Source organism: Streptomyces sp. NPDC034084, assembly GCF_055575535.1.
This window is the reverse complement of the sequence record NZ_JBVISK010000005.1, coordinates 171,689-192,586: the sequence shown is the minus strand read 5'-3', so window position 1 is coordinate 192,586 and position 20,898 is coordinate 171,689. Positions and strand designations below refer to the sequence as shown.

3 protein-coding genes are annotated in these 20,898 nt (G+C 73.7%); all 3 read left to right on the top strand.

Going from position 1 to position 20,898, the window contains the following annotated elements; genetic code table 11:
• Nucleotides 1-4: 4 nt before the first annotated feature.
• Nucleotides 5-1,372 (top strand): serine hydroxymethyltransferase, encoded by a 1,368-nt coding sequence (locus ACZ51I_RS19350; RefSeq protein ID WP_468877204.1) that lies wholly within the window; start codon nt 5-7, stop codon nt 1,370-1,372.
• 118 nt (nt 1,373-1,490) lie between these two features.
• Nucleotides 1,491-16,328, top strand: coding sequence for an amino acid adenylation domain-containing protein (locus tag ACZ51I_RS19345; protein ID WP_468877203.1), 14,838 nt, complete (start codon nt 1,491-1,493; stop codon nt 16,326-16,328).
• Nucleotides 16,325-20,896 carry a non-ribosomal peptide synthetase gene (locus ACZ51I_RS19340; RefSeq protein ID WP_468877200.1) on the top strand — a complete coding sequence of 1,524 codons (4,572 nt, stop codon included), beginning with the start codon at nt 16,325-16,327 and terminating at the stop codon, nt 20,894-20,896. The genes ACZ51I_RS19345 and ACZ51I_RS19340 overlap by 4 nt, the downstream gene beginning before the upstream one ends.
• Nucleotides 20,897-20,898 lie beyond the last annotated feature (2 nt).

Genomic DNA, 20,898 nt, shown 5'->3' with positions numbered 1-20,898 from the left:
CCCCATGACCCAAGCCGTCGGACTGCCCACGCTCACCCCTCCGACCGCCCCGCTCTCGGCCTTCTACGAGAACGCCCTGCACGCCATGGAGCTCGGGGACCCGGCCCTGTACGGGCTCCTCGACGACGAGCTGCACCGGCAGCGCGAGACCCTCGCCCTGGTCGCCTCCTGCAGCCCCGTGAACCCCGCGGCGCTGCTCGCCGAGGGAAGCTTCTTCGCCAACGTCACGGCCGAGGGCTACCCCGGCCGCAGGTTCCACGCCGGCTGCGTGAACGTCGACAAGGTCGAGGAGCTCGCGGTCGAGCGCGCCAAGCAGGCCTTCGGCGCCCGCTACGCGAACGTCCAGCCCCACTCGGCGAGCACCGCCAACCAGGTCGTCATGAACTCGCTCCTGAAGCCGGGCGACCCGATCCTGGGCCTCGACCTGGACGCCGGCGGCCACCTCAGTCACGGTGCCAAGGTCAACCTCTCGGGCAAGATCTTCGAGGCGCACAGCTACGGCCTCGGGGCCGACGGGCTGATCGACTACGAGGAGGTCCGCGCCCAGGCGCTCGCGCACCGGCCGAAGCTGATCATCGCGGGCACCACCGCCTATCCCCGTACGCTCGACTGGGCCGCGTTCCGCGCCATCGCCGACGAGGTCGGCGCGTACCTGCTGGCCGACATCACCCACATCGCCGGTCTCGTGGTGGCCGGGCTGCACCCCTCGCCGCTGGCACACGCCCATGTCGTGACCACGTGCACGCACAAGCAGCTCTACGGCCCGCGCGGCGGCCTGATCATGCTCGGCGACTCGGCCGACCTGGTGCTCCCCAGCGGCCGCACGCTCCAGCAGACGCTGAACAGCGGGCTCTTCCCGCTGATACAGGGCGCGCCGGTGGTCAACAGCATCGCCGCCAAGGCCTACGCCCTGGGGGCCGCGACCACGCCGGAGTTCACCGCCCGGATCCACCGGGTCCGCGACCTCGCGGCCGCGCTCGCCGAGCAGCTCGTCGCGCGCGGAGTGCGGGTGATCTCCGGCGGGACCGACAACCACATCGTCGTGGCCGACGTCCTCACGTCGTACGGCGTCACCGGTGTCAACGCCGAGAAGGCGCTCGAGCAGTGCGGTGTGCTCGTCAACAAGAACCGGATCGTCGGCGACGCGCACTCCGCCTTCGTCACGTCGGGAGTGCGGTTCGGCAGCAACAGCATGGCAGCCCGCGGTTTCGACGAGGCCGACGTCGCGGAGGTCGCGGAGCTCGTCCACGAAGTGCTGACCGACCTCGAGAACACGTCCAACAACACCTACGCCCTCGACCACGCCCTGCGGGCACGCGTCCAGGAGCGGATCCGCAGCATCTGCCACCGCCGGCCGGTCGCCGGCTACTGACCGCGATTCCCCGGCGGGCCGGCGCGCCCCCATGACGCCGGCCCGCCCCCGCGGTGTGCCCTCAGGGCCACTCCGCCCGCCCGGGCTCCGAAACTCCACGCCGATGTGAGAACGGTCTATGTACGCAAACAATTCTGTCGTTGATGTCATCCGCCGGAACGTCTTTGAACGCGGCGCCGACGCAAGCTACGAATTCCTCGCCGACACCGGTGGCGTCGACACGAAGCTCACCATGCTCGAGATCGACAGGCGTGCGCGGGCGATAGCCGTCTCCCTGCTGGAGCGGGCGAAGCCGGGTGCGCGGGTCATGCTGCTCTACCCCCCGGGCGAGCATTTCGTCGTGGGCTTCGTGGCCACGCTGTACGCCGGCATGGTCGCGGTCCCGGTCTACCCGCCGGACCCGATGCGCGTCGCCCGTACGCTGCCCCGGCTGCGCGCGGTGGTGAAGAGCTCCCGCGCCGAGATCGTCCTCACGGACGGCCTGGTGCAGGCCTTCACCCGTGAGCTGTTCGAGCAGCAGGCGCCCGAGGTGGCCCGGCTGCCCTGGATCGTCACCGAAGAGGCGATGCTGGAGGGCGCCGACGACTGGCGCATGCCGGCCGTCGCCCCCGACTCGGTCGCCCTGCTCCAGTACACGTCCGGCTCCACCGGCACCCCGCGCGGTGTCGTGGTGACCCACGGGAACCTGCTGTCCAACGGCTCCGCGATCGCCGGCGCCTTCGGCCTCGCCGACGGCGACGTCGTCGCCTCGTGGCTGCCCTTCTACCACGACATGGGACTGCTGGGCGGTGTCCTGCAGCCGATGCTGTCCGGCCTGTCCAACGTCCTGATGTCGCCGCTGGAGTTCATGCGCCGGCCGATGCGCTGGCTGGAGGCCATCTCCAGCCGTGGCGCCACCGTCAGCGGCGGCCCCAACTTCGCCTTCGACCTCTGCGTCAACAAGAGCACCCCCGCCGAGCGGGAGAACCTCGACCTGTCGTCCTGGCGGGTCGCCTTCTGCGGCGCCGAGCCGGTCCGGGGCCGCACGCTGGAGCGCTTCGCCGACGCCTTCGCCGTCAGCGGCTTCGACCGGTCCGCGCTGCTGCCCTGCTACGGCCTCGCCGAAGCGACCCTGTTCGTCTCGGGCAGCGGCCGTGGCAACGGCGCCCACGGCATCCGCGTCGACCGCCCCGCCCTGGAGCAGGGCCGCGCCGAGGAGCTCGCGGACGGCGACCACCTGGTCTCCTCCGGCCTCGTCGCGGACCGCCACGAACTCGCCGTCGTCGACCCGGAGTCCGGCGAGCGCGTCGCCCCCGGCACGGTCGGCGAGCTGTGGGTGCGCGGCAGCTCCGTCGCCTCCGGCTACTGGGAGGACGAGGCCGCGACCGAAGCGACCTTCGGCGCCCGCCTCGCGGACGACCCCGAGCCGTACCTGCGCACCGGCGACCTCGGCTTCGTGCTGGACGAGCAGATCTTCGTCACCGGACGCCTCAAGGAAATGATGGTCGTCCGCGGCCGCAACCTGTACGCGCACGACCTGGAGGAGACCGCCGTCGCGGCCTCCTCCCTGGCCCGCCCCGGCTGCGGCGCGGCGTTCTCGGTGGAGACCGGGGACGGCGAGGAGTGCGTGATCCTCCACGAGGTCGCCGTCTCCGCCGGCGAGAAGGACCTCCCCGGGATCGCGGACGCGATCGCCGCGGCCGTCCAGCAGGAGCACGGCATCGCCCTGCACGACGTGGTCCTGCTCGCCGCCCGCAGCCTGGCCAAGACCTCCAGCGGCAAGATCCAGCGCCTGGCCGGCCGCACGGCGTACATCGCCGGTCAGGTCGAGGGCGAGATCCACCGCCGCTCCACCACCGCCGTCGCCCGCGGCGAGCGGCGCGAGCTCACCCTGCCCTCGCGCGCCGAACTCCTCCCGCTCTCCCGCGAGGAGCGCGTCGACGCGATCGAGCGCGCCCTGAGCCTGGTCGGCCGGGGGGAGGGCGACGCGCCCGCCACGATGGTCGCCGACCTCGACCTCGACTCGCTGGCCGCGGTCGACCTCGCCTTCCGCATCGAGGAGCAGACCGGCGTCGTCACCGACCCGGGCCTGCTGCTGCAGCCGACGAGCCTGCGCGAGGTCGCGGTCGCGGTCGAGGAGCGCCTGGAGTCCGCCCCCGAGGCGCCGGCCGAGCAGACGTCCGGGCAGCGCGGCGGAGCCGTACCGCTGTCGGCCGGTCAGCAGTCGCTGTTGTTCATGCGGGACCTCGAAGGCCCGGACTGCCGGCAGAACGTCTCCGTCGCGGTCCGGCTGTCGGAGCCGGTCGACGCCGGGGTGCTTGCCGCCGCCGTGCGCCACATCGGCACCCGCCACCCCATCCTCACCGCCGGTTTCGGCGTCGACGGCAGCCGGCGCGTGCAGATCGTCGACCCCGCCGTGCCGTTCGAGCTCGACGTCGTCGCCCTGACGGGCGAGACGGAGCAGGTGCTCCGGGCCCGCGTCGACGCGTGCGCCCTCGACCCCTTCGACATCGAGCACGGCGACGTCGCCCGCGCGAAGCTGTTCACCGGATGCGGCGCACCGGTCCTGGTGCTCGCGCAGCACCACGCCATCACGGACTTCTGGTCGGTGGTGACCCTGCTCGACGAGCTGACCACCGTCTACGGCGACCTGCTGCACGAGCGCGCCCCCGAGCTTCCGGTGGCCGTCGGCTACGAGGAGTTCGTCCGCTGGCAGCAGGACTACGAGCGCTCCCCGCAGTGGCAGGCCGACGAGCGCTACTGGCTGGACCTCCTCGCCGGTGACGTCCAGGCGCCGTCGCTCCCCGTACGGGAGGTGCCGAGGCCGGACCAGGGCATCGCGAGCCACCGGGTGACGGTGGACGCCGACCTGCTCGCCGCGCTCGAGGGGATCGCCGGCGAGAGCGACACGACGGTCTTCTCGGTCCTGATGGCGGCCTTCGAGGTCCTCGTCGCCGCGCACAGCGGCGCGCGCGACTTCGTCGTCGGCGCCACCACGGCCGGCCGCCCACAGGCCCGCTTCCGCAACACCCTCGGCTACTTCGCCAACACCATCCCGGTACGCGCCGAGCCCGGCGCCCACCCGACCGTCACCGAGCTGATCCGCAGCACCGGACAGCAGCTGCGCCGGTCGCTCGGCCACCAGCACTTCCCGGTCAGCCGGCTCGTCGAGCTGCTGCGCGCCCAGGGCAACACCTCGGCCGCGATCAACACGGCGGTCGTCTTCGAGCGGCCGCACAACGCGATCGCCGACGACGTCACCTCGGTCCTCTTCGGCGCGGGCAGCACCGGCGCGGTCCTCGGCGACCTCACCCTGGAGCCGTTCCCGGCCGGTGAGCTGGCCACCCAGTTCGACATCACCCTGCACGCGATCCCGGCCGACGGCGGCCTCCTCGCGCACATGCTGGTCCGCGCGGACCGCTTCGACGAGGCCCTCGCCGGGCAGCTGGGACAGCAGTTCCTGGAGCTGCTCCGGCAGATCGTCGTCCACGGCGGGTCCCCGGTCTCCGCGCTGCGGCTGACCGGCGCGACCGAGTCCCTCACCCGGGCCGACGTCCCGGCCCGCACCCTGCCGGGCATCACCTCCGTCCACGAGCTGTTCGAGGCGACGGCCGACCGCACCCCCGACGCGACCGCCCTCGTGGCCGGCGCCGAGGAGCTGACGTACGCCCAGGTGGAAGCCGCGGCGAACCGTCTCGCGCACCGGCTGCGGCAGGAGGGCCTGCGTCCCGAGCAGACCGTCGGCCTGTGCCTGGAACGCTCCCCCGAACTGATCGTCGCGATGCTCGCGGTCATGAAGTCCGGGGCCGCTTTCGTCCCCCTGGACCCGACGCTGCCCCAGAACCGCCTCGCCGACATGGTCGGCGACGCCCGGTGCGCGCGGATCCTCTGCCACGGCGCGACCGCCGCGCTCGCGGCCTCCCTGGGCGAGGCGACCCGGGTCGACGAGGAGTCCGGCGCGGACCTTCCCGAGGACCGTCCCGCGCTCGCCGTCACCGGCGACAACCTCGCGTACGTCATCTTCACCTCGGGCTCGACCGGCCGCCCCAAGGGCGTGCAGATCGAGCACCGCTCGCTCGTCAGCTACCTGCTGTCCTTCCTCGACGCCTTCGACGTCGCCGAGGGCGACCGGGTGCTGCAGTTCGCGCCGCTCACCTTCGACCCCTGCCTGGAGGAGATCTTCTCCGCGTGGACCCGGGGCGCCGCCCTGGTGCTGCGCGACGAGTCGGTGCTCGGTTCGCCCGAGCGGTTCTGGGCCTGGTGCGAGGAGCAGCGGCTCACCCTCGTCGACATCCCCACGGCCTTCTTCCACGTCCTCGTCACCGCCCTGGAGTCCGGGGTGCGGGTGCCGCCGGCGCTGCGCTCGATCCTGATCGGCGGCGAGGCCGCGCACCCCGACAAGCTCGACCAGTGGTTCGCGGCCGACCGCGCCCACGTGGACCTCCACAACCGCTGGGGCACCACCGAGACCACGGTGTGCTCGACCGTCGCCCACCTCGGCCCCGAGTCGGGCCGGGTCTCCCGCGCCCGTGACGTGTCCATCGGCGCCGACATGACCGACGCGGTCGTCCACGTCCTCGACGCCGAGCTGCGGCCCGTCGCCGACGGCGTCGTCGGCGAGGCGTACATCGGCGGCATCGGCGTCGGACGCGGCTACGCCTCCGAGCCCCGCAAGACCGCCGAGCGCTTCGTCCCGGACCCGTTCGCGACCGAGCCGGGCCGCCGCCTGTACGCCACCGGCGACCTGGTGCGCCGCGCCGCCGACGGCGAGCTGCGCTACGTCGGCCGCGCCGACCAGCAGGTCAAGGTGCGCGGCTACCGCATCGAGCTCGGCGAGGTCGACGTGGTGCTGCGCCGGCACCCCGACGTCGCCGAAGCGGCCGTGGTCGCCACCCGCGGCGCGGGCGAGACCGAGCTGATCGCCGCCGTCACCGGCGCGGGCGTGAGCACCGACGGGCTGCGCCAGTGGCTCAACCGCGAGCTGCCCAGCTACATGGTCCCGAGCCGCCTCCTCGTCCTGGACGCCATCCCGCTCACCTCGAACGGCAAGGTGGACGCGCACGCCCTGCGCGAGCTGGCCCTCGACGTGTCCCGTTCCACCGGGGCGGCGGACATGTCGCCGCTTGAGAGCAGGCTCGCCGCCCTCTGGTGCGAGGTCCTCGAAGTCGCCGGGGTCGGTCCCGACGAGGACTTCTTCGCGCTCGGCGGCCACTCGCTGCGCGCCGCCGACCTGAACACCCGGGTGCGCCGGGAGTTCGGCGTCCAGCCGCCGCTGCGGATGTTCTTCGAGTCCGTCACCGTCCGCGCCCAGGCGGCGCGGATCGCCGAACTGGCCGCCGCCGAGCCGGTGGAGACCGAGGCCGCGGCGGCCGTCGCCGCCGAGGTCGAGCCCACCCTGTCGCTGGGCCAGCGCCGCCTGTGGTTCCTGGAGAAGTTCGCCCCGGGCTCCCGCGCCTACGTCGTGCCGGGTGTGCTCCGGCTCTACGGCGAGCTCGACCGGGACGTCCTGCGCGGCGCGCTCGACGCGATCGTCGAGCGGCACCCGGCGCTGCGCACCGGCTTCAAGGACGAGGGCGGTCGGCCCGTCCCCTTCGTGCACACCGGCCTGACCTGCCCCTTCGAGGCCCTCGACCGGACCTCGATCGCGCCCGCCCGCCGCGAGGCGGAGCTCTCCGTGCTCGTCGGCGAGCACGTACGGCAGCTCTTCGACCTCGATGCGCCGCCACTGATGCGCGCCGCCCTGGTGGAGTTCGGGCCCGACGAGCACGCCCTGCTCCTGGCCTTCCACCACATCGTCTCCGACGGCCGCTCGATGGAGGTCATCGCCGGAGAGCTGGCCGAGCTGTACGCGCACGGTGCCGGCACCGGTGCCGGCGAGCCGCCCGCGGTCGTCCACCAGTACGCCCGGTGGGCCCTCGACGAGGGCGTCCGGCTCGACTCCGCGGAGGGAGAGCAGGGTCTGGCCTTCTGGTCCGGGCACCTGGCCGGCGCTCCGCTCGCCCTCGACCTGCCCTTCGACCGGACCCGTCCGGCCGTGCAGACCTTCGACGGCGCGCGCGTCCCGCTGACGCTCGGCCAGGCCGACTCGGACCTGCTGCGCTCGCTCGCCCGCGACCAGCGGGCCACCGTGTTCATGACGCTGGCCGCCTGCCTGTCCTCGACGCTCTCCCGGCTGACCGGCCAGGAGCGGGTGGTCATCGGCGTCCCCGACGCCAACCGTCCGGGCGACGGCGCCTACGACGACGTCGTCGGCTTCTTCGTGAACACCGTCCCGCTCTGCTTCGAGGTGCCCGGCGGCGCCACCGGCCGCGACCTCGTCGCCCGGGTCCGCGCCACCACCCTGGAGACGATGCCGCACACGTGGGTGCCGTTCTCCGCGATCGTCGAGGCGAGCGGCCAGGACCGCGACCCCAGCCGCAGCCCGCTCTTCCAGGTGATCCTCGACGTCCGCAGCGGCGCCCTGCCCTCGCCGGCCCTGCCCGGCCTGCGGGTCGAGACCGCCCCGCTGTACACCGGCACCGCCAAGACCGACCTGACCTTCGAGATCACCGACGACGGCGGCCCGCTGACGGGCTGGCTCGAGTTCAACACGGACCTCTTCCGGCCCGAGACCGCGCAGCTCGTCGCCCGGCTGTTCGCCGAGACGGCCCGCGCGATGGCGCAGCGTCCGGACGAGCGCGTCGAGACCCCCTCGGCGGCCGCGGCCCTCGGCCACTGGCCGGCCCAGGCCGGCGCGGAGCCGCACCCCGACACGTTCTGGGCGCAGTTCGAGCGTGCCGTCGACAGCCGTCCCGACGCGATCGCCCTGGAGGGCGCCGACAGCGCGCTGACCTACGACGCGCTGCGCACCCGGGTCGAGCAGGTCGCCCGGGTGATCGCCGACCGGTTCGCCGTGCGCCCCGGTGACGTCGTCGCCGTGTCGGTCGAGCCGTCCGTCGAGGCGGTCGTCGCCGTCCTCGCGGCGCAGCGCTGCGGAGCGGCGTACCTGCCGGTCGACCCCGCCTACCCGGCCGAGCGCAAGGACTTCATGCTGGCCGACTCGGGGGCGCGCGGTCTGGTGACCCGCGAACTCGTCGAGGAGGCGCTGCGCGAGGCCCCGGCCGAGTCCGTGGCGCTGCCGCAGGCCGACCCGGACGCTCCCGCGTACCTCCTGTACACCTCGGGCTCCACCGGCCGCCCCAAGGGCGTCCTCGTCTCCCACCGCTCGCTCGCCAACCTCACGGCGGCCCAGGCGGGTGTCTTCGGGATCGACGCCGGCTCGCGCATGCTCCAGTTCGCCAGCCTGAGCTTCGACGCCTCCGTCTGGGAGATCTTCTCCACCCTCGCCGCGGGCGGCACCCTGTGCGTCGTCGGCCGTGAGCACGCCCTCGTCGGCGAGGCACTGGCCGATGTCCTGGCCGAGCGCGCCATCAGCGTCTGCCTGCTGCCGCCGTCGGTGATCGCCTCCCTGCCCGCCCGTGAACTGCCGCTCCTGAAGACCCTCGTGTCGGGCGGCGAGGCCTGCCGCGCCGAGCTGGTCGAGCGGTGGCAGCCGGGTCGGCGCTTCGTCAACGCGTACGGCCCCACCGAGTGCACCGTCGCCATCACGGCCGCCGCCCTCGAGCCGGGGCAGCCCGCCTCGCTGGGCGCGGTCCTGCCGGGCGGCACGGCGTACGTCCTGGACGCGGACCTGCGGCCGGTGGTCGCCGGCGCGGTCGGCGAGCTGTACGCCGGCGGTGCCGGTCTGGCCCTCGGCTACCACGGCCGGCCCGCGCTGACCGCCGGGCACTTCCTGCCCGACCCGTTCTCCGCCGTCCCCGGCGCCCGCATGTACCGCACGGGCGACCTCGTCCGGCTGCGGGCCGACGGGACGCTGGACTACTGCGGCCGCGGCGACAGCCAGATCAAGCTGCGCGGCTACCGCGTCGAGCCCGCCGAGATCGAGTCGGTGCTGCTCGCCCTGGCCGGGGTGAAGCGGGCCGTGGTGCGCGGCCTCGACGGTGTCCTGGTGGCCCATGTCGAGACCGCCGACCCGGAGCTGACCCCGCAGGCGCTGGCCAGGCAGTGCGCGGCGGAGCTGCCGCCGCACATGGTTCCGGCCGCGTTCGTGACCCGTACGGAACTGCCCCGCCTGCCCGGCGGCAAGATCGACCCGAGCCGTCTCGACCGGCCGCGCCGCGCCGACTTCGCGCACGCCGACTTCGCCGAGCCGGAGTCGGAGACCGAGCGGACCGTCGCCCGGGTCTGGGCCCGGGTCCTCGACGTCGACGCGGTCGGCGCCGGCGACGACTTCTTCACCATCGGCGGACACTCCCTGCTCGCCACCGTGATCACCTCGCAGGTGGGCGAGGAGCTGGGCCGTGAGGTCCCGCTGCGCGCCCTGTTCGAGGCGCCCGTGCTCCGCGACTACGCCGCCCTGTGCGACGAAGCGGCCGCCCGGGACACCTCCGGCGGGATCACGGCCCACGCCGTCGGCGGCGACGCGCCGCTGTCGGTGATGCAGGAACGCCTGTGGCTCCTGGAGGAGATCGAGAACGGCTCCGGCCAGAACGCCCTCACCGGCCGCTACCACCTGGCCGGTGCGATCCGGCTCACCGGCGCCCTCGACGAGGCCGCGCTGCAACGGGCCGTCGGCCGCCTGGTCGACCGGCACACCACGCTGCGCACGGTCGTCGCCCACCGGGACGGCGTCCTGACCCAGTCCGTCCTCGACAGCGCCGACGTCACCCTGGCGCGCACCCCGCCGACCGGCGTCACCGCCGAGGAGCGGGTGTCCGAGGCCCTCGCCCTGGTGGACCGCGAGGCCGCCGAGCCGATGGACCTGTCGGCAGGACCGCTGCTGCGGGTCCGGCTCCTCGACCTCGGCCGCGACGACGCCGTGCTCGTCCTGACGCTGCACCACATCGTCGGCGACGGCTGGTCGATGGAGATCCTCAAGCGGGACCTGACGCACTTCTACGCGGAGGAGACCGGCCACGAGCCCGCCGCCCCGCTGCCGCCGCTCCCGGTCACGTACGAGCAGTTCTCCCGCTGGCAGCGCCACCAGCTGGACTCCGGCGCGCTCGACGCCTCCGTCGCGTACTGGTGCGAGCAGCTCGACGCGCTGCCCTCGCTGACCCTCCCGATCGCCCGCGGCGGCTCCGCCCCGGCGGACGACGAGGGGAGCCACCGGGTGCGGGCGACCGTCGCACCGGAGCTGCGCGAGGCGATGGAGCGGCTCGCCGCCGGGTCCGGGGCGACCCTGTTCATGGTGCTCGCCGCCACCCTCCAGCTCACCCTGGGACGGCTGGCCGGCCAGCGCGACTTCGCGATCGGCGTGCCCATCGCGGGCCGTGGCCACCGCGAGGTGGAGGACCTGATCGGCTTCTTCATCAACTCGCTGGTGCTGCGCGCCGACCTGTCCGGCGACCCGACCTTCGCCGAGCTTCTCGACCGGGTCCGCACGACCACCCTCGACGCGTACGAGCACCAGGACGTCCCGTTCGAGACGCTGGTCGGAAAGCTGGCCCCCGAGCGCGACCTGAACACCACGCCGCTGTTCCAGGTCTACCTGAACCTGCTCAACATCCCGCCGCACCGGTCCGAGCTGCCGGGCATCGAGGTCGACACCTTCGCCGTCCCCGACCTCGGTGCCAAGTTCGACCTCACCTTCTACGTCGACCCCGCGGGTCCGGGCCTCTCGCTGGACCTGATGTACGCCGGCGAGAAGTTCGACGAGGCCACGACGCGGGAGCTGCTCGCCCAGTGGATCCGGGTCATCGAGCAGGCCGTCGCCGACAGCGGCAGCCCGATCGACGCACTGCGGCTCGACACGCCGCAGGCGCGCCGTGAGCTGCCCGACCCGGCCGCACCGCTGGACACCACCTGGTACGGGTCGGTGGTCGAGCAGTTCGAGCGGCGGGCCGCCCGTGAGCCGCAGCGGATCGCGATCAGCGAGCCGGGCCAGGAACTCACCTACGGCGACCTCGCCTGGGCGACGGCCGCCATGTCCGGGCTGCTGAGCCGGCAGGGCGTCGCCAAGGGCGACGTGGTCGCCATCTACGGCGAGCGCAGTGCCTCCCTGGTCTGGGCGATCCTGTCGGTGATGCGCGCCGGAGCCTCGTTCGCCATCCTCGACCCGAGCTACCCGGCCGACCGCATCGCCGACTGCCTGGCGGTGGCCCGCCCGAGCGCCTTCCTCCAGCTGGAGGGGGCCGGTGCCGTGCCGCTCGCGGTGGACACCGCGCTCCAGGCGCTCTCCCTCCGCTGCCGCTTCGAGCTGCCGTCCCGCCTCTCGGACGCCCGGCACCTGGTGCCGCAGGGCGCCGAACCGGCCGAGGCGGTCCAGGTGGGCCCGCGGGACTGCGCGTACGTCGCGTTCACCTCCGGTTCCACCGGCAAGCCGAAGGGCATCCGGGGCGCGCACGGGTCCCTGACCCACTTCGTGCCGTGGATGGTGGAGACCTTCGGGCTCCGCGAGACCGACCGCTACAGCCTGCTCTCCGGCATCAGCCACGACCCGCTGCACCGCGAGGTGTTCACGCCGCTGGTCACGGGCGCCATGATCTGCGTGCCCGACCGCCTCGACGTCGAGACCCCGGGCCGTCTTGCCCAGTGGTTCCGTACGGCCCAGGTGTCGGTCAGCCACATGACGCCCCCGATGGCGCGGCTGTTCGACCAGCTGTCGGTCGCCCCGGGCACGCTGCCGCTCCTGGAGCGGGTGTTCTTCCTCGGCGACACGCTGACCAGCCGTGACGTACGGGCCATCACCCGCATGGCCGGCTCGGCGACCTGCGTCAACCTGTACGGCTCGACCGAGACGCAGCGCGCGGTCGGCTACTACGTGGTCCCCGCGGCCCACGGCACCGCCGAGACCGACCCGGGGGTCACGTACCCCCTCGGCCGAGGCATGAAGGACGTCCAGCTCCTCGTCCTCAACGAGGCGGGGCAGCAGGCCGGCGTCGGGGAACCGGGCGAGATCGTCATCCGCTCCCCGCACCTCTCCCTCGGCTACGCCGACGAGCAGCTCAACACCGCCAAGTTCGTGCGCAACCCGTTCGGCGCGTCCGACGAGGACCGCATGTACCGGACCGGTGACCTCGGCCGCTACCTCGCCGACGGCTCCGTCACCCCGCTCGGCCGCGCCGACAACCAGGTGAAGATCCGCGGCTACCGCGTCGAGACCGACGAGGTGCAGCACGTGATCTGCTCCGCGCCGGAGGTCCAGGACGCCCTGGTCATGGCCCGCGCCGACGCCAGCGGCGAGACCGCGCTCGTCGCCTACGTGGTGGCCAGGCCCGGCCGGAAGGTGGCCGGCAACGAGCTGAAGGGGTACGTCCGCAAGCGGCTGCCGGACTACATGGTCCCGGCGTTCGTCGTGGTCCTCGACGCCTTCCCGCTCACCCCGAACCGCAAGATCGACCGCGCGGCGCTGCCGGAACCCTCCGCGGCGACCGGCGTCCACGAGGACGGACCGCGCACCCCGCTGACGCCCACCGAGGAACTGGTGGCCGGCCTGTGGCAGGACGTGCTCGGCGCCCACCAGGTGGGCCCCGAGGACAACTTCTTCAACCTCGGCGGCCACTCGCTGATGGCGACCCAGGTCGTGTCCCGGATCCGCCGGGTCTTCGGCTGCGAGATCGCGCTGCGCACCCTGTTCGAGAAGCAGACCGTGCGGGACCTCGCCGCGCACATCGACGGCGTCGCCGGCGGCACCGCCGTCCCCGCGCCGATCGTGGCCCTGCCCCGCACCGGCTCCCTGCCCGCCTCGTACGGCCAGGAGCGCCTGTGGGTCCTCGACCAGCTGGAGGGCGACACCGGCGCCTACAACAGCCCGACGGTCGTGCGGATGCGCGGCCCGCTGGACACCGAGGCGCTGGCCGCCACCCTGGACGAGCTGGTCGCCCGGCACGAGGTGCTGCGCACCCGGATCGTCATGGGCGACGGCCGGGTCAGCCAGATCGTCGAGCCGGCCGGCGAGGTCACCATGCCGCTCACGGTCGTCGACCTGAGCGACGCGCCGCAGGAGGACGCCGAGCGGCGCATGTGGCAGCTCGTCGACGAGGCCGCCCGGCACCGCTTCGACCTGGCCCAGGCGCCGCTGGAGCAGGCCACCCTGATCCGGCTCTCCGACGAGGACCACGTCTTCGTCCTCACCGTGCACCACGTCGTCGCCGACGGCTGGGGCCTGCAGATCGTGGTCCGCGACTTCGCGGCCCTGTACCAGGCACGACGCCAGGGCACGGCCTCGCCGCTGCCCGAGCTGGAGGTGCAGTACGCCGACTGGTCGAGCTGGCAGCGCGACCGGGTCGAGGGCGGCGACTACCAGGGGCAGCTGGACTTCTGGTGCGAGACGCTGGCCGATCCGGCGTCCGTGCTCGAGTTCCCCGCGCAGCGGCCGAGGCCGGCCGCGATGACCAACCGCGGCCTGACGGTGCGCCGGATCCTCGACACCGAACTGGTCAACGGCGTCCGGCACGTGGGCCGCGAGCACAACGCGACCCTGTTCATGACCCTCCTCGCGGCCTTCAACGCCCAGCTGCACCGCTACAGCGGCGCGGCGGACATCGCGGTCGCCACCCCGGTGGGCACCCGCTCGGTCGAGATCGAGGACGTGGTCGGGTTCTTCGTGAACACGATCGTCTTCCGCAACAAGCTCTCCGCGGAGGAGTCCTTCACCGAGCTGCTCGAACGCGTCCGCGCGACGACCCTGGCGGCCTACGCCAACCAGGACGTCCCCTTCGACCGGGTGGTGGACGCGCTCCAGCCGAACCGCGACCTGAGCGTGAGCCCGCTCTTCCAGGTCATGTTCACCCTGCACAACGCGCCCTACTCGGAGATCGACCTCGGCGACCTCAGGCTGGAGCGGCTGCACGCCCCGGTCGGCTCCGCCAAGTTCGACCTCAGCCTCGACCTGGCCGAGGAGAAGGACGGCCTGCACGCGACCCTGGAACTCAACGCCGACCTGTTCGACGCCGAGACCGGCGAGCAGCTCCTCGACCACTTCGAGGCCCTGCTCGGCAGCATCACCGCCGCCCCGGCGCGGGCCGTGGCCGACCTGGAACTGCGCTCGGCCGCCGAGGCCGCGGCCCAGGACGCCCTGAGCGCCGGACCGGCCGCCCTGACGCCGAGGACCACCTCCGAGGCGCTCGAACACTGGGCGCGGCACACCCCGGACGCCCCCGCCGTCATCGACGGCACCACCGTCTGGACCTACCGGGAACTGCGGGACCGGGTCGCGGCACTCGCCGAGCGGCTGACCACGGCGGCCACCGGCCCCGAGCCGGCCGTGGTGGTCTGTGCCGAGCGCTCCGCCCGGCACATCGCCGCCGCCCTCGCCTGCGGCGCGGCCGGCACCACGTACGTGCCGGTCTCCCCGGCCGTACCGGACCGGCGGATCGCCACGATCCTCGACCGGCTCGGCGAGGTCGTCGCGGTCACCGACGACGAGCAGGCGGACCGTGTCGCCGCCCTGCTCGGCGACGGCCGGGCCCGCGGCGAGGCCGACTCACGGGCCCGCGGCAGCCACCTCGTCCTCGACGACTCCGCGGCGGACCGTCCGCTCGACGCCGCCGGTGCGCACCCGTCCCGGCGCGCGTACGTCATCTTCACCTCCGGTACGACCGGTGAGCCCAAGGGCGTGGAGATCGAACAGGCCGGACTCCTGGGCCACCTCGAACTGATGGCCCATGACCTGGAGCTGTCCTCGGGCGACGTCGTGGCCCAGACCGCCTCGCAGTCCTTCGACATCTCCGTCTGGCAGATGCTCGTCGCGGTGACGCGCGGTGCGACCACGGTGATCAGCTCCGACGCCACCAGCCGGGACGCAGAGGCGCTGCTCGCCCTCGTCCGGGAGCGCGGCGTCACCGTGCTCCAGCTGGTGCCCGGCATGATCAGGGCGCTGCTCGACCACGCGGCGGGCGACGACCTGGCGAGCCTCAGGTTCCTGATCGCCACGGGCGAGGCGCTGCCGCCGGACCTCGCGGCGGACTGGCTGCGCCGCTTCCCCGGGATCCCGATGGTCAACGCCTACGGCCCCGCGGAGTGCTCGGACGACACCCACCTCGCGGTGCTGTCCACACCGCCGCCGCAGGACCGCCCGGTCCCGCTCGGCAGTCCCGTCGCCGGCGTGAGCTCGTACGTCCTCGACGCGCAGGGACGGCGCGTGCCGTTCGGCGTGCCGGGCGAGCTCGCCATCGGCGGCCCGGTGGTCGGCCGCGGCTACCTCGGTGACCCGAAGGCCACCGCGGACCGCTTCGTCCCCGATCCGTACGCGACGGTCCCCGGCGCCCGGCTCTACCGCACCGGCGACCGCGTGAGGCTGCACGCCGACGGCCGGCTCGAGTTCCTCGGCCGCCTCGACGACCAGCTCAAGATCCGGGGCTTCCGCATCGAGGCCGGCGAGGTCGAGACGGCGCTGTGCGAGCTGCCGGCCGTACGGGAGGCGGCGGTCGTCCTGCGCGACTGCGACGGCGAACCCACCCTGGTCGCCTGCGTGGTCGGCACCGAGCACGACCCGGCCGTCCTGGCCGCCGCGCTCGGCACCCGCCTGCCGCGCTACATGGTCCCCACCGGCTACGTCTTCGCAGACCGGCTGCCACGCAACGCCAACGGCAAGGTGGACCGGGGCGCGCTCCAGCGCGACGACGTCACCGTCGAGCGGGTCCGGCAGCGCTTCGAGGCGCTGTCCGGCCCCACCGAGCGGCTCGTGGCCTCGGTCTTCGAGGAACTGCTCGGCACCCCGGCGGTCGGCGCGCTGGACGACTTCTTCACCCTGGGCGGCCACTCGCTGCTCGCCACCCGTCTGGTGGCCGAACTGGCCGCGCAGACGGACATCGAACTGCCGCTGCGCACCGTCTTCGAGCAGCCCACCGTGCGCGGTGTCGCACAGGCCCTGGAGGAGTTCCAGATGGCCGGGCTGAGCGAGGCCGAGCTCCTCGAACTCGAGGTGCTGCTCGACGGCGTGACCGACGACCAGGCCCGCGAGCTGCTCGCGGCCGGCGAGGAGAGGGACGCATGATCGGGGAAGTCTCCACCCAGCGGGAGGCCGTCAAGGGCCTGTCCGCGGCCAAGCGGGAGCTGATGGCCCAGCTGCTGCTGGCCCGTGGCAAGCAGCGGGCGGCGGCGCGCACCATCCGCCGCCGCGACCCCGCGGCGCCCGTCCTGCTCTCCCGCGGCCAGGAGCAGCTGTGGGTCGCCGAGTCCCTCGCGGACGGCCGCCCGCTGTACAACGTGCCGTACGGCGTGCGCCTGCGCGGCGCGCTCGACGTCGCCGCGCTGCGCACCGCGCTCGACGGGCTCGTCGCCCGGCACTCGGTCCTGCGCACCGTCTACCGGCAGCTGCCGGACGGCGGCTTGGAGCAGGTCGTGCGGGAGGCCGAGCCGGTGCCGCTGCCGGTCGAGGAGACCGGCGGCGAGGAGGCCGCGATGGCCGCCGCGCAGCGCGAGGCGGCCCGGCCGATCGACCTGGCCGCCGGGCCCGTGATGCACGGCCGGCTGTTCCGGATCGCCGCCGACGACCACCTGCTCGCGCTGGTCGTGCACCACATCGCGACCGACGCCTGGTCGGTGGGCGTCCTGCTGGAGGACCTCGCGGAGCTGTACGACGCGGCCCGCGAGGGCCGCTCGCCCCGGCTGCCCGAGCTCGGCATCGACTACGCCGACGCGGCCGTGCACGAGCGGGCCCAGGAGCCCGCGGACCACAACTGGCTGGTCGCGCAGTGGCGCGAGCAGCTGGCCTGGGTCCAGCCGCTCGGCCTGTCGGCGAGCGGCGACCGGGGCACGGCCCGCACCGGGCGGCGCATCCGCTGCCAGTGGGACGGGCAGTTCGGCCGCGAGCTCCAGCGCACCGCCGAGACGCACCGCACGACCGTGTTCAACGTGATGCTCAGCGCGTTCGCGGTGCTCCTGCACCGGTACACGGGCACCTCCCGGTTCGCCGTCGGCACGGTCATGGCCAACCGGAACCGGCAGACCGAGCGACTGGTCGGCTACTTCGCGAACACCGTTCCCGTGGTCGCCGACCTGTCCGCCGGGGCCGGCAGCCTGGGCGACGTGCTCGCCGGGATCACCCGCGAGTCGCTGTGGGCGCAAGAGCACCAGATCCCCTTCGACGTGCTGGTCGACAAGGTCGCGCCGCAGCGGACCCTGGCCGAGAGCCCGCTCTTCGAGGCCATGTTCGTCTTCAACAACGGCCCCGGCCACGAGATGCGGCTGCGCGACCTGTCGCTGACCCCGACCCATCTGCACTCCGGCACCGCCAAGTTCCCGCTGGACCTGTCCTGCGCGGTGACGGACGACGAGGTCATGGTGTCGCTGGAGTTCGACGAGTCGGTGATCGACGCCGACGCCGCCGAACGCCTGCTCGGCCACTACCGGCGGCTGCTCACCGGACTGTGCGAGACCCCGGACGTCCACGTCGACAACGCGGACCTGCTCACCCCGGCCGAGTGGGAGCTCGTCGTCGACGAGTGGAACAGCACGGGCGAGGAGTACCCCGAGGACGCCACCGCGCACGGTCTGTTCGAGCAGTGGGCGGACGTGGACCCGGGCGTCACCGCCGTGGTCTGCGGCGACGAGGCGGTCGACTACGCCGAACTCGACGCCCGCGCCAACCGCCTCGCCCACCTGCTCGTCGAGCGGGGCGCCGGCCGCCACGAGCGCGTCGGCGTCTGCCTGGAGCGCGGCATCGACCTGGTCGTCACCCAGCTCGCCATCGCCAAGGCCGGTGCGGGCTACGTGCCGCTGGACCCGGGCTACCCGGCCGAGCGTCTCCAGTGGATGCTGGCGGACTCCGGCGCCCGCCTGGTCGTCACCCGTGACGACCGGCTCGCCGGCGACGGCGTCACGGCCGTCGACCCGTCCTCCGCCGGGGACTTCCCCGCGACCCGCCCGGAGCGCGAGGTCCGTCCCGACGACCTGCTGTACCTGATCTACACCTCGGGCTCGACCGGTCTGCCCAAGGGCGTGCTCCTCGACCACCGGGGCCGCGTCAACAACTTCACCGACTTCAACCGGCGCTTCCTGGTCGGTCCCGGCGACAAGGTCTTCGGCGTCTCGGCGCTGGCCTTCGACATGAGCGCGTACGACGTGTTCGGCACGCTCATGGCCGGTGCGACCGTGGTCTTCCCGACGCCCGAGGACGAGCGCTCGCCGCACCGCTGGATCGAGACGATCGAGCGCGAGTCCGTCACCGTGTGGCACTCGGTCCCCGCACTGTTCGGCCTGCTCGTCGAGGAGGCCGAGGTGCGCGGCGGCGAGCGGCTGCCGATCCGGCTGGTGCTGCTCGGCGGCGACTGGATCCCGCTGGCGCTGCCACAGCGCGGTGCGGCGCGGCTCGTCGAGTCGGCGCAGCTGGTCAGCATGGGCGGGGCCACCGAGGTCTCCATGGACTCGACGATCCACCTGATCGGCGAGGTCCTGCCGGAGCAGCGCAGCATCCCGTACGGCGTCCCGATGGCGAACCAGACCTCGTACGTCCTCGACGCCTCGCTGTCCCCGCTGCCCGTCGGCGTCCCCGGCGAGCTGTACCTCGGCGGTGTCGGGGTCGGCTGGGGCTACCACAACCGGGCCCGGCTGACCGGCGAGAAGTTCCTGCCGGACCCGTTCAGCCCGCTGCCCGGGGCGCGGATGTACCGCACGGGCGACCGGGCCCGCTGGCTGCCGGACGGCAACCTGGAGCTGCTCGGGCGCATCGACTTCCAGATCAAGATCAACGGCTACCGGGTGGAGACCGGTGAGATCGAGGCGGCCCTGCGGGAGGTGATCGGCGGCGGTTCCTGCCTGGTCGCGGCACACGGCCCGCGCGACGGCGCGAAGACGCTCGTCGCCTACCTGGTGGCGCCGCCCGGTGGGGAGATCCCCGAGGACGCAGAGCTCAAGCGGCAGCTGGCGGCGCGGCTTCCCCAGCACATGGTGCCCGGCTCCTTCGTCCGCATGGACGCCTTCCCGCTGACCCACAACGGCAAGATCAACCGCCGCGAGCTGCCGGCGCCCACGGTCGCCGCCGTCACCGGGCGGGCCGCGGGCACCGACACCGAGCGGGCCCTGGTGGAGCTGTGGCGCGAGGCGCTCGGCCGCGACGACGTCCCGGTCGACGTCGGCTTCTTCACCCTGGGCGGCAACTCCATCGCCGTCATCCGCATGGTCAGCGCGGCCCGCCGCGCGGGCCTGGAGATGACCCCGCGCATGGTCTTCGCCCACCAGACGATCGAGTCGCTCGCGAAGGCCGTCGACGAGCGGGAGGCCGCCCCGGCCGCCGGGCCCGCCAGGACCGGTGGCGAAGGACCTTCGGTGACACCGAGCCAGCAGCACATGCTGGACGTCCTGGAGAGCGACTGGGTGCCGGGCCTGTACCAGATGCAGTCCACCACCGAGCTGCCCTTCGAGATCGACCCGGACGGCTTCCGGGCCGCCTGGCAGGCGCTCGGCGACCGCCACCCCGCCCTGCGCACCGGCTTCCGGCGCGACGGCGACGGCGCCTGGACCCCGGTCGTCGCCGACGAGCTCGCCCCGGTGATCGAGGTCCTCGACTGGAGCGACCACGAGCCGGACGCGGTCGCCGACGAGCTGATCGCCCTCCTGGAGGCCGAGCGGGCCGCGCCCTTCGACGTCTCCGAGCCGCCCCTGTGGCGGGTGTGGCTGGTGCGCGGCCGGAACACCTGGTGGCTGGGCCAGATCCAGAGCTATCTGCTGGCCGACGGCTGGTCGAACCTGGTGCTGCTCGACGAACTCCTCGCGCTCTACGTCGCCGCCCTCGAAGGACGGGACGCCGGCCTCCCGCCGGTCCCCGAGCTCGACGCCGAGCACACCGACCCGGAGGCGGACACCGCCTTCTGGCGGAACCAGCTGACCGGGGCCCTCCCGTCCCGGCTGGCGGCGGAGCCGGGCCTCCTCGGCCCGTCCCGCTTCGCCCGGGTGGCCGGCCGGCTCGACCCGACGGTCGCCCAGGCGCTGCGCGAACGGGCCGCCGAGCACGGGCACACCTTCTCCACCCTGGCCTGCGCCGGCTGGTCGCTCCTCGCGGCCGCCCGCCTGGAGCGCGCCGACGTCACGGTCGGCGTGGTCTCGGCGGGACGCGACCGGGCCGTCGACGGCCTGGAGCGCGCGGTCGGCCTGTTCATCGCCGCTCTGCCCGTACGGGTGGAGATCGACCGGGACGAGAGCCTGACCGCACTGTTCGACCGCTTCCAGCTGGCCCGCGTCGAGGGCGCCGAGCACACCTCGGTCCCCACCGGCGCGCTCCAGCGGATGGGGGCCGGCGAAGGACCGCTGTTCGACTCGGTCGTCGTCGTCGCCAACTACCCGGTCTCCTCGGCGCTGCGCGCCCAGCAGGCCGCGAGCGTCCACGAGGGCGCCGAGAGCGACGGCACCCGCAACCAGACCGAGTTCTCGCTCCGCCTCGACGTCACCGACGACGCCGAACCCCGTATCGCCCTCTCGTACTACGGCGACCGCGTCGCCGACACCGACGCCCGGCAGCTGCTCGACGACTACCTCGCGCTGCTCGCCTCGGTCGCCCGTACACCTGCCGCCACCGTCGGCCAGGTGCTCCCGCTCGCCTCCCACCCGATTGGAGACCCCCGATGACG